Origin of the sequence: Pseudomonas sp. NPDC087697 (assembly GCF_044743155.1) — a bacterium.
GTDB lineage: Bacteria > Pseudomonadota > Gammaproteobacteria > Pseudomonadales > Pseudomonadaceae > Aquipseudomonas.
This window is the reverse complement of sequence record NZ_JBIUVW010000055.1, coordinates 24,918-36,397: the sequence shown is the minus strand read 5'-3', so window position 1 is coordinate 36,397 and position 11,480 is coordinate 24,918. Positions and strand designations below refer to the sequence as shown.

The 11,480-nt window shown below is 60.0% G+C and carries 10 protein-coding genes and 1 pseudogene; 4 read left to right on the top strand and 7 right to left on the bottom strand.

The window, feature by feature from the left end:
- Window positions 1–174 (top strand): annotated as a pseudogene (locus tag ACIPIN_RS26355) (lipoyl synthase); the annotation flags it as partial.
- Between the two features lie 173 nt (window positions 175–347).
- Window positions 348–1,298 (top strand): LD-carboxypeptidase, encoded by a 951-nt coding sequence (locus ACIPIN_RS26350; RefSeq protein ID WP_401123945.1) that lies wholly within the window; start codon window positions 348–350, stop codon window positions 1,296–1,298.
- Between the two features lie 129 nt (window positions 1,299–1,427).
- On the opposite strand, the gene ACIPIN_RS26345 is transcribed toward ACIPIN_RS26350, so the two are convergent.
- The 5 genes from ACIPIN_RS26345 to leuS form a co-directional block, all read right to left on the bottom strand.
- A complete protein-coding gene (locus ACIPIN_RS26345; RefSeq protein ID WP_401123944.1) occupies window positions 1,428–2,750 on the bottom strand; it encodes a lytic murein transglycosylase in 1,323 nt (440 codons plus the stop codon).
- 72 nt (window positions 2,751–2,822) lie between these two features.
- The gene (gene arfA, locus ACIPIN_RS26340) at window positions 2,823–2,978 is read right to left on the bottom strand and encodes an alternative ribosome rescue factor ArfA (protein ID WP_019693801.1); all 156 of its coding nucleotides are present in this window, start codon (window positions 2,976–2,978) and stop codon (window positions 2,823–2,825) included.
- 212 nt (window positions 2,979–3,190) lie between these two features.
- Window positions 3,191–4,228 carry a DNA polymerase III subunit delta gene (gene holA / locus ACIPIN_RS26335; RefSeq protein ID WP_401123941.1) on the bottom strand — a complete coding sequence of 346 codons (1,038 nt, stop codon included), beginning with the start codon at window positions 4,226–4,228 and terminating at the stop codon, window positions 3,191–3,193.
- A gap of 39 nt (window positions 4,229–4,267) precedes the next feature.
- On the bottom strand, window positions 4,268–4,873 hold the full coding sequence (lptE, locus tag ACIPIN_RS26330) for an LPS assembly lipoprotein LptE (protein ID WP_401123939.1): 606 nt from the start codon (window positions 4,871–4,873) through the stop codon (window positions 4,268–4,270).
- A 90-nt stretch (window positions 4,874–4,963) separates the two neighbouring features.
- Window positions 4,964–7,570, bottom strand: coding sequence for a leucine--tRNA ligase (leuS, locus tag ACIPIN_RS26325; RefSeq protein WP_401123937.1), 2,607 nt, complete (start codon window positions 7,568–7,570; stop codon window positions 4,964–4,966).
- Window positions 7,571–7,839: 269 nt separating this feature from the next.
- Between leuS and ACIPIN_RS26320 the strand changes: the two genes are divergently transcribed.
- Window positions 7,840–8,163 carry a hypothetical protein gene (locus ACIPIN_RS26320; RefSeq protein WP_401123934.1) on the top strand — a complete coding sequence of 108 codons (324 nt, stop codon included), beginning with the start codon at window positions 7,840–7,842 and terminating at the stop codon, window positions 8,161–8,163.
- A gap of 136 nt (window positions 8,164–8,299) precedes the next feature.
- Window positions 8,300–9,061, top strand: coding sequence for a YdcF family protein (locus ACIPIN_RS26315; protein WP_401123932.1), 762 nt, complete (start codon window positions 8,300–8,302; stop codon window positions 9,059–9,061).
- Window positions 9,062–9,105: 44 nt separating this feature from the next.
- Here ACIPIN_RS26315 and lnt read toward each other — a convergent pair whose 3' ends face one another.
- Together lnt and ACIPIN_RS26305 are read right to left on the bottom strand one after the other, a co-directional pair.
- Window positions 9,106–10,629 (bottom strand): apolipoprotein N-acyltransferase, encoded by a 1,524-nt coding sequence (lnt, locus tag ACIPIN_RS26310; protein WP_401123930.1) that lies wholly within the window; start codon window positions 10,627–10,629, stop codon window positions 9,106–9,108.
- A gap of 8 nt (window positions 10,630–10,637) precedes the next feature.
- Window positions 10,638–11,477, bottom strand: a complete 840-nt coding sequence (locus ACIPIN_RS26305; protein ID WP_401123927.1) for an HlyC/CorC family transporter — start codon at window positions 11,475–11,477, stop codon at window positions 10,638–10,640.
- Window positions 11,478–11,480 lie beyond the last annotated feature (3 nt).

The window sequence follows — 11,480 nt, the reverse complement described above, 5'->3', positions numbered from 1 at the left end:
TCGCGCAGCCACTTGCCGGTGCAGCGTTTCGTGCACCCGGACACCTTCGCCTGGTTCGCCGAGGAAGGTTACAAGATGGGCTTCAAGAACGTCGCCTCCGGCCCGTTGGTACGTTCCTCGTACCATGCCGACGAGCAGGCGAAGCTGGTCAAGGCCGAGTTGATGTCGTCCTGATCCACAATGCCCGCAAGGCTTACGCCTTGCGGGCATTTTTATTCTCGGGCGCTGGCCACAGTGCCGCGTCACGTTCAGTTTTTTCCTGCACTCTGCGGGGCAACTGATGCTCTTCTGTTTGTCCCCGTTCCTGACTACTGTGTGTTGAAGCATTCACACAGGGAGAATCACGGATGACCACTCGCTCGACCCTCGTTATTTCTGAGCACGCGCAAGTCCCGGCATTACCCGCCGAGGGGCTGATCGGCGTCATTGCGCCGGCAGGCCCGGCGGCACTGGATACCGAAAAGGCTTTTCAATGGATGCGTGCGCGGGGGTATTCGCTGCGGATTTTCCCGGGCGTCCTTGAGGACGACGGCTACCTGGCCGGCAGTGATGACGTTCGGCTGAAGGATCTGCATGATGCGTTTGCCGACACGGCCATCAATGCGATTCTCTGTCTGCGCGGCGGTTATGGCAGCCCTCGCTTGCTGGACCGGATCGACTTCGAGTTGCTGCGGCGCAATGCCAAGCCGTTTGTCGGCTACAGCGACATTACTGCGCTGCACCTGGCTATCAGCCGTTATGCGGGATTTGTGACCTTTCACGGGCCGATGCTCAACGCCGACCTGCTGGGGGACAAACAGCAACCTACCGAGTCTTCATTGTTTGGTCTGCTCAGAGGCCAGCTGAGCGCCGGGAGCCTGTTGGCGCATCCGGCGGCGTACCCTTTGGCCACGATCGAGCCAGGCATCGCTCGTGGGCGTTTGCTGGGCGGTAATCTGTCGATGGTCGCGGCGACCATGGGCACTCCTTTCGAAATCGATGCCGACGGGATCATTCTGTTCATCGAGGACATCAACGAGCCGTTGTATCGCATCGACCGGCTGCTGACCCATCTGCGCCTGGCCGGCAAGCTGAAGAAGCTGCGCGGGGTTCTGGTGGGGGATGTGGCGGGAGTGGACAGCGATGCATTGGCGAGGTTGCTCAAGCAAACCTTCGAGCCGTTGCGTATTCCAGTACTAGCGGGGTGGCGCAGCGGCCATTGCGATCCGAACCTGACGCTGCCCATGGGAGCGTTGGTAAGGCTGGATGCGGGGAACAAAGAGTTGTGGTTGGAGCAGGATGTGGTGATCAGGCGTTAGATTGTGGTCGCCAGTTAGTCAGTCTTCGCGAGCAAGCTCGCTCCCACAGGTGACCGAGTTCCTTCATGGAAATACGGTCGAATGTGGGAGCGAGCTTGCTCGCGAAGGCGGCATCCGCCATACGGCTGACTAGCGGTTACGCAAACCTTCCAGCAACTTGTGTGTCGGGTAGCCATCTGCCGGCCAACCGAACGACTGCTGGGCGCTGCGAATGGCCTTGCGGGTGTTGGCGCCGATGATGCCGTCGGCATTACCCGCGTCATAGTTGTTGGCACTCAGCAAGCTCTGCAGTTCGATTCGCTCGGTACGGCTCAAAGGCAGGTCATCCTTCGGCCATTCTCCGCTGATCAGACCGGCACCGGTGAAGCGCTGGGACAACAGATTCACCGCCAATGCATAGGACGACGAGTTGTTGTACTTGAGGACCGCGCGGAAGTTGTCGAGTATCAGGAATGCCGGGCCGCGATAGCCAGCTGGCAACAGCAGTGCGGCTGACAGTTGCTCGGAGCCGGCCGGAACGTGGGCGCCGTAGGGAAGTTTCAAGCCCAGTTGCATCCACTCAGAGACGGTTTTGCGAATTGCACCGTCAGCCAGCGAATAGTCGAAACCGCTCGCCAGTTGCACTTCGAAGCCCCAGGGCTGGCCTTTCTGCCAGCCGGAGCTTTGCAGGTAATGAGCGGTCGAGGCCAATGCGTCAGTCGGGCTGCCCCAGATATCGCGGTGACCGGTGCCGTCAAAATCTACCGCGTGGGTGAGGTAGGTGGTCGGGATGAACTGGGTCTGGCCCATGGCGCCGGCCCAGGAACCGAGCATCTTCTCGGGGGTGATATCACCTTGCTGCAGAATCTGAAGTGCGGCCAGCAATTGGGCGTGGGCGAAGTCTGGCCGGCGGCCTTCGTAGGCCAGGGTCGCCAGCGAGCGGATCACCGATTTGTCGCCCTGGAAACTGCCGAAGTTGCTTTCCATGCCCCAGACCGCCACGAGTGCCTGGCGGTCGACACCATAATGCTGCTCGATGGTGGTCAAGGTATCGGCGTACTGGCTGAGTAATGCCTGGCCTTTGCGCACACGGGCGGCTGAGAGCGCGCCATCGAGGTATTCCCACACCGGACGGGTAAACTCCGGCTGGCTGCGATCTGCGCGAATCACGCTCATGTCCGGCGTGACACCGGCAAAGGCGCGGTCGAACACGTTCGGGCGGATACCCGCGGCAAGGGCATCTTTACGGAAACCGGCCTCCCATTCTTCGAAGGTCTGGGTCGGCTGGATATCGAGGTTGTCGCCATCGGGCACTACCGGAGGAATGACGGCCGGGGCGGTTGCAACGGGGGCGGTCTGAAGCGGTTGCGCGTCGGCAGCGGTGGGTTTTTCCGCACAGGCGACAAGCAGAACAAGGCTGGAGGCAGCAATCAGTTGGCGCAGGTGCCAACGACGGGAAAGACAAAGGGGCATGCACAGGTCCAGATAATACGAATCAGGTGCAGACCTTATCATGCCGAGGGGGAGCGGGGTTATGTTGAAACTTTATGCCGCCAGAAAGTAAGAAGCCTCCCAGCTTTTAGACTGGAAGGCTTCGCGGCGGTAGCTGCCTTTGCCCTTGCCGGGTTGTTCCTGACGGCTGCGGAACAGTGGCTGGGCGACGATGGATTTGGCCTTGTTGGGCCGCTTGTGTTTGCTCATGGGCGGTTCTCTCGTTGAGTGGTTTATGCGGGGCAAATCATCGGCCGAAGTGGGGGTTCTGTCTAGTCCCCGCGATGTGTAGGAAATGATGACCTGTGGCGAGGGAGCTTGCTCCCGTTCGGCTGCGCAGCAGTCGTTGGTAAGGGTGTGAGGATGCTCTTTGGGGTCGCTTCGCAACCCAGCGGGAGCAAGCTCCCTCGCCACAAAAAGACTTACTCGGCAGGCAAGGCCAGGCGCTGGCCGGCCATCAACAACGACAGTCGGCTCAGGCTCATCCACGGCGAACCCGCGGCCTGACCTTTGATTTGTGCGTCGATCCGCTGGGCATCGAGCAGCAGTTGCGCCCAACGCTGCGCCGAATGGCGTTGCAGGGCTTTGCTCATCAGTGGTTTGCGCTTGTCCCAGACGGGCGGTCGGGCCTGGCTGAAGGCCTTGTCCAGCGGTACGCCCTGGCTGTATTGCAGCGACAGGTTGGCCAGTAGCCGAAGCTCCCGGGCCAGCGCCCAAAGAATCACGGGTGGTTCGATGCCTTCGCCGCGCAAGCCTTCAAGCATGCGTAAAGCATGCGCAGCTTCGCCATTAAGAATTGCATCGGTCAGCCCGAAAACATCGAAGCGCGCGCTGTCGGCGACCGCCGCTTGTACGGTTTCGACCGTTATCTGGCCACCTTCGGCCATCAGCTTGAGCTTTTCGATTTCCTGGGCGGCTGCCAGCAGGTTGCCTTCCACCCTTGCGGCGATCAGTTCAACGGCATCCTGGCTGGCGGCAAGCCCGGCCTGCGACAAACGCTGACGAATCCACTGCGGCAGCTGGTTGGCATCCACCGGCCAGATTTGCACGAACTGGGTTTGAGGGCCTTCGACCAGCGCCTTGCCCCACTTGGTTTTCTGCGCGCTGCCGTCAAGCTTTGGCAGGCTGATCAGCAGCAAGGTGTCTTCGGCCGGACGCGAGCAATACTCCATCAGCGCAGCAGCGCCCTTGTCGCCGGGTTTACCGGATGGCAAACGCAACTCCAGCACGCGTTTTTCAGCGAACAACGACATGCTGGCGCCGGCTTGCAGCAGCGTACCCCAGTCGAAACTGGCATCTGCGCTGAACACCTGACGCTCGTCAAAACCTTGCTGGCGGGCAGCCGAGCGAATGGCGTCGGCAGCTTCCTGACAGAGCAATGGGTCATCGCCACTGATGATGTAAACGGGCGCAAGGGCGCCTTGCAGGTGTTTGCCGAGCTGGGCGGGGGCTAGTTTCATAAGGCGGGGCGAACGGGGCGCCGGAACGCCCCGTACGACTTACTCGGTCGGCACTTGCATAGGTGACTGACGCGGAGTGTTCGCTTCAGCCTTGCGTGCTGCTTCCAGCGCGTCGGCTTCCGCTTTGGCACGAGCGTCAGCGGTCTGCTGCAACTGATCAAGCTGAGCCGGGGTGAACTGTTGCAGGCGCAGCATCATGCGTTGCACCAGGTCACGACGCATTTCCTTGCGCGCTTCGGCGGCTTCCTGGTCAGAACCTGTGATGTTGTTGCCGTCGTGCATGTAGACCTTCTGCACCTGCAGTTTGTCGTCGAGCAGGGACAGGTTGTTGTGACCGACGATTTCATAGTTCAGTACGTTGGTCAGCTCATACTCGGCCGATTGGGCTCCACCGATGTAGCTGAGCGTGCGCACGCTTTCCTGCTCATTGGTGAGTGCCAGCTTGTAAGGCGCGCCGACGTAGATTTTAACGCCACTGCTTTCCAGTGCTTGACGCATCATCACCACGGTTTCGCCGTAGGCGTTGCGCGCGCTCAGGTCAATTTCCTTGATCGCCAGTTCGGTGGTGCCGGTACCGCGCAGCTGGAAGCCGCAGGCGCTCAACAGTACCGCGAGGCCCATCACCAGCAGATTGCGTTTGATCATCTTGTTGCTCCCCTTGAAACCATGTGGGCCGACTGTGCGACCCGAAAGGTTCTGTTCGGCGCCAGGTACACGACCTGGCGCCTGATCCAATTAGCTAGCGACGATATTGACCAGTTTACCGGGCACTACGATCACTTTACGAATAGTCAGGCCGTCGACGAAGCGCAGCACGTTTTCATTGGCCCGTGCGGCGGCTTCGACTTCTTCGCGGCTGGCACTGGCAGGCATTTCGATATGGCCGCGCAGCTTGCCGTTGACCTGAATCACCAGTTGCAGGCTGTCTTGAACCAGAGCGCTGTCGTCCAGAACCGGCCAGCCGGCATCGATCACTGGATCGGCGTGACCCAGTCGATGCCACAGTTCGTGGCTGATGTGCGGCGTGATTGGCGCCAGCAACAGGGTAATGGTTTCCAGGCCTTCGTGAACCAGTGCGCGATCCTGTTCGGTGCCTTGCGGGGCTTTTTCCAGCACGTTCATCAGCGTCATCACCTGGGCGATGGCCGTGTTGAATTTGTGATGCTGGCCGACGTCCTGGCTGGCTTGCTTGATAGCCAGGTGGATGGAGCGGCGAATGGCTTTCTGTTCATCGTTCAGCATACCGATGTCCAGCTTGCCCGGCAGGCCCTGACCGACGTGGGCCTGAGCCAGACGCCAGACGCGTTTGAGGAAACGGTGCGAACCTTCGACGCCGGAGTCGGACCATTCCAGGCTCATGTCAGGTGGCGAGGCGAACATCATGAACAGGCGGCAGGTGTCAGCACCGTACTGGTCGATCATCGACTGCGGGTCAACACCGTTGTTCTTCGACTTGGCCATCTTCTCGGTGCCACCGATTTCGACGGGTAGGCCGTCGCTGATCAGCTTGGCGCCGATGATCTTGGCCTTGCTGTCGCGCTCCAGCTCAACGTCCGCCGGGTTGTACCAGGTGAAGCTGCCATTGGCTTCGCGACGGTAGTAAGTCTCGGCGATCACCATGCCTTGGGTCAGCAGGTTCTTGAACGGCTCGTTGGAGCTGACCAAACCTTCGTCGCGCATCAGTTTGTGGAAGAAGCGCGCATAAAGCAGGTGCAGGATCGCGTGTTCGATACCGCCGATGTACTGATCGACCGGCAACCAGTGGTTGGCCGCAGCCGGGTCTACCAGGCCACCTTCGTAATGCGGCGAGGCATAACGGGCGTAGTACCAGGACGACTCGACGAAGGTGTCCATGGTGTCGGTTTCACGCTTGGCAGGCTGGCCGCATTTCGGACAGCTGCATTCGTAGAACTCGGGCATGCGCGCCAATGGTGAACCGGCGCCATCGGGTACGACGTCTTCCGGCAGCACAACAGGCAGTTGATCTTCTGGCACCGGCACGTCACCGCAGGTATCGCAGTGGATGATCGGGATCGGGCAGCCCCAGTAGCGCTGACGGCTGATACCCCAGTCACGCAGGCGGAACTGGGTGCGCGAGGCGCCGAGATTCTTCTTGATCAGGGCGACTTCCATAGCGTCGAACGCGCCAGCGAAGTCCAGACCGTCGAATTCACCGGAATTGATCAGCGTGCCATATTCGTTATAAGCGTCCTGCCACGGGGCCGGGTTGCTGTCACCGGAACTGGTGCGCACCACGGACTTGATCGGCAGGTTGTACTTGATGGCAAATTCGAAATCACGCTCGTCGTGCGCCGGTACAGCCATGACCGCACCATCGCCGTAGTGCATCAGCACGTAGTTGGCGACCCACACCGGCAGTTTTTCGCCTGTCAGCGGGTGCTCGACGAACAGTGAGGTCGGCAGGCCTTTTTTCTCCTGGGTGGCAACGTCGGCTTCGGCCACGCTGCCGCCTTTGCATTGCGCGATGAACGCTTGCAGCTCAGGGTTGTTCTGTGCGGCCAGGGCCGCCAGGTGGTGCTCGGCAGCCACGGCAACATAAGTCGCGCCCATCAGGGTGTCCGGACGGGTGGTGAAGACTTTCAGTGTGCCCGCTTCGCCGATCGAGTCGACGTTGTATGGGAACTGCACTTCCATGCCGCGGGATTTGCCAATCCAGTTGCGCTGCATGGTTTTGACTTGCTCGGGCCAGCCCGGCAGGTCGTCGAGGCTCGAAAGCAGTTCATCCGCGTAGGCGGTGATCTTGAAGTAGTACATCGGGATTTCGCGTTTTTCGATCAGCGCGCCGGAGCGCCAGCCGCGACCGTCGATCACCTGTTCATTGGCCAGAACGGTCTGGTCGACCGGGTCCCAGTTCACGGTGCCGTTTTTACGGTAGATCACGCCTTTTTCGAACAGGCGAGTGAACAGCCATTGTTCCCAGCGGTAGTAATCAGGCTTGCAGGTGGTGACTTCGCGCGACCAGTCGACCGCCAGACCCAGGCTGCGCAGCTGGGTTTTCATGTAGGCGATGTTTTCGTAGGTCCATTTGGCCGGCGCGACGTTGTTCTTCATCGCGGCGTTTTCCGCTGGCATGCCGAAAGCGTCCCAACCCATGGGTTGCAGGACGTTTTTGCCTTGCATGCGCTGATAGCGGGAGATCACGTCGCCGATGGTGTAGTTGCGCACATGCCCCATGTGTAGCTTGCCGCTGGGGTAAGGGAACATCGACAGGCAGTAGAAAGTCTCCTTGCCTGGCTGTTCACTGACTTCAAAGGACTTTTGCTCGTCCCAGAACGACTGGGCGGCGGCTTCGATTTCACGGGGCTGATATTGTTCGTGCATGGCTACTTTTGAACTGAATAGGGGTGGCCTAATCCTCTTCAATGCAACGCTGGACGCTGATGACGCCAAAAGTGGCGTTTCGATGCCCAGCCGAGCTGGAAGTGGAGTTACAGGAAGCGCCGTAGCATACATGACCGCGCTCTACCGAGGGAAACCCTGATTGCGTGCTGGCCACAACCCTAGGGCCGTTGGTCGCGGCACCAGAACGGTTTGCTCAGCGAAGCTAAGCTCTAGATGGGGAGTGAGTCTTATCTTCAATGAGGTGAGGGATGGTTGAGTCACAACGAAAAGTAACAAAACCCGAGTTGTACGAAAAGCTGATAGAGCGCCTTGGGCTAGCCTTGGATGCCGCAAAGACAGCGGGCCGGTTGCGCGATGAGCGTCCGGCGGAGCTGGAACTTCGCGGGTTGAGCCGCGCAGAGTTCGAACTGATCAAGGCTTACCTGGACCGTAGTGAACGTGAGGCGCAAGGATGCTTGTCATTAGAAGCAGTGAAGCACAACGACGCCCCCCGTTCGGCCAAAATTATCTGGTTGAAAGACAAGCTACCTGGCAGAGACGCGGTAAAGGTCCGGTCCCTGCAGGTCAAGTAAGTGATCAGGCAAGTGTTTGTTGCTCCGTGCGGGCGCATGAAGTCACTCGTGATGGCTTTTTGAATAAAAAGCCCTCCATCTTAGTTGTCGCTTTGCTTCAACCCACTTAGGCTTCGGGCATCTCTGGAGATGCTCGATGCCTTTTCGTTATTTCGTTAAACAACTTCTTCTGCCGCCCGGCATTCTTTTGCTGTTACTTGTGCTCGCCTGGTGGTTGCGCCGCTCAAGACCGCGCCTTGCGGGGCTGTGTTTTGCTTTGGGTGTCGGTGGGTTCTGGTTGATGAGTTTGCCGGTCGTCGTGCAGTGGAGCGCCAAGGCCCTTGAGCGTGAGCCCCCGCTGGCCCGTAGCGAATGGGCGACTTTGGCTGAACGCGCAGATGTGATTGTGGTGTTGGGAGCCGGTCGCGAACGTGGTGACCTTGCCTGGGGTTCCGATCAGCCGACCGGTGTGGCGCTGGAGCGTGAACGTTACGCGGCGCGGCTGGCCAAAGCGTCGGGTTTACCGGTGTTGACCAGCGGTGGTTTGCATTACGGCACGCCGCCAACCGAAGCGAAGTTGATGGCCGATTCGTTACAGGATGATTTTGGAGTGGCGGTCCGTTGGCAGGAGGGGCGTAGCCTCACCACCTGGGAAAACGCTCAATTCACCGCTGAGATGCTCAAGCCTTTCGGGTTGAAGCGGGTCGTGGTGGTGACGCAAGCCTGGCATATGCCGCGCAGCGTCTGGAGTTTCGAGCACGCGGGTTTGACCGTAGTGCCGGCACCGATGGGTTTTTTGGGTGTGGATAACGCTCGGCCGCTGGGTGGCTGGATGCCGGAGTTCAACGCGATCTGGCGATCGGGGCAACTGCTGAATGAGGCGGTGGGGCAGGTTGGGTACTGGATCTTTTATCGCTAACGTTGATCGTTCCCACGCGGGAGCATGGGAACGATCATGTGAGGTTAAACCGTCTTGGCGATCCGGCTTGCCAGCAATGCCCAGCCAAACAGCAATAGACAAAGGATGACCAACGGCCACGAGCGCCATTGCAGGTAAGGCGTCAGGTTGTGCATCGGCACCACTTCGCCGTAGAGAATGCCGCGTTCGAATTGCGGGATCTGCACAGTGATCTTGCCAAATGGGTCGATCAATCCGGTGACGCCGTTGTTGGTCGCACGAATCATCCAGCGACCGGCCTCCAGCGCACGCATCTGTGCCATCTGCAGGTGTTGCAGTGGACCGATTGAGGTGCCGAACCAGGTGTCGTTGCTGATGGTCAGTAGCAAATCACTGCGCGCCGAAAGGCCGGCGGCAAACTCCGGGTAGACCACTTCATAGCAGATGAAGGGAGCAATCTGGTAACCCTTGGCTTGCAGCAGAGTTTGATCGGCTGAGCCGCGAGCGAAGTCCGACATTGGCAGGTCGAAGAACGCGATCAGTCCCCGCAGCAGATCTTGCAGCGGCACGTACTCGCCAAACGGCACCAGCTTTTGCTTGAGGTAGGTACCGTCGCCTTGGCCGACCACGGTGATGCCATTGAAGAAGCGTTTTTCGTGGTGGACTTCCTCACGAATGGGTACGCCAGTAATCAGCGCCGAATTTCGTTCAGCGGCGAAGTTGCCCATCATGTTCAGGTAGCCTTCGGCAGACTCCTTGAGCACCGGGACCGCAGTTTCTGGCCAGATCAGCAGGTCGACGCGCTTGGAGCTGAAGCTCATGTCGCGGTACAGCGCCAACTGTGCATTGAGCTGTGCCGGGTCCCACTTCATGCTTTGTTCGATGTTGCCCTGAATTGCCGCGACGCTGAGCGGGTTGCCCGAAGGGCTGGTCCAGGCGTGGCCCTTGAGCGACAGGCCGATCACCCACGGCGCGGCCAGCAACAGCAGGCCTGCGACGATAAAGCCTTTGCGTCCGGCCTTGATCAGGCGCGGCAGGTTGTACACAAGCGCGGCGGTCAGGGCCAGGCTGAAAGAAATCAGCCACATGCCGCCCAACGGCGCCAATCCGGCGAGCGGGCCGTCGAGCTGGCTGTAACCGGAATAGAGCCATGGGAAGCCGGTGAGGAACCAACCGCGGAAGGCTTCCTGCGCCAGCCACAATGCGGCGAAGGCCAAGGCGTCGGCCAATGGCGCTTCGTTACGGCGCAACCAGCGCGCCCAGAGCCAGGCCGGCAGGGCGAAGAACCAGGCAATCGCGGCGGTGAACGCCAGCATCAGCATCCCGGCCAGCAGCACCGAAGCACCGCCAAAGTTGTGAATGCTGTAGTAGATCCAGCTGGTGCCGGCGCCAAACAGGCCGAAACCGAAGCACCAGCCACGACCCAGCGCCTGACGAGGTGTCAGTTCGCGAAGACCTGCGTAGAAAACCCCGACCGCCAGCAACGCCAGCGGCCAGATATCGAACGGCGCCAGCGCCAGGGTGGTGAGTGCACCGGCCGCCACGGCCAGCAGGTTACCGGGCCAGCCGGGGCGGGTGATCCAACGCATGTCAGTCCTTAACGGGCTATAGGGGTCAAGCGCAGCAAGTGAATGCGCCGGCTGTCGGCGTTCAGAATGCGGAAGCGATAGGCGCCGATTTCAGTGATTTCGTTGCGTTTTGGCAAGTGCCCGAACGCGCTCATCACCAGGCCGCCGACGGTGTCGAACTCATCGTCGGAGAACTCGCTGTCGAAGAACTCGTTGAAGTTTTCGATCGGCGTCAGGGCCTTGATCAGGAAGTCACCGCTGGGCAGTGGCTTGATGTAGCTGTCTTCTTCGACGTCGTGCTCGTCTTCGATGTCGCCGACGATTTGTTCCAGCACGTCTTCGATGGTGACCAGACCCGCCACACCGCCGTATTCGTCGATGACGATGGCCATATGGTTATGGTTGGCGCGGAACTCGCGCAGCAACACGTTCAGACGCTTGGACTCGGGCACGAACGTGGCCGGACGCAGCAGATCCTTGATGTTGAAGCTGTCGCCGTTCTCCTTGAGGATCAGCGGCAGCAAGTCCTTGGCCAGCAACACTCCCATGACGTCGTCGTGGCTCTCGCCGATCACCGGATAACGCGAGTGCGCGGAATCAACGACGGCCGGAAGGAACTCGCGGGGTGTCTGGTGCGCCTTGATGCTGACCATTTGCGAGCGCGGGACCATGATGTCGCGTACTTGCAGGTCAGCCACCTGGATGGCACCTTCGACGATGGCCAGCGCTTCGCTGTCCAGCAACTTGTTCTGATGGGCATCACGCAGAAGCTCCAGCAGCTCCTGACGGTTTTTCGGCTCGTGGGCAAAAGCCTGGGTGAGTTTACCCAGCCAGGACTTTTGCCCGTTGCTCGATCGATCTTCGCTCATAGC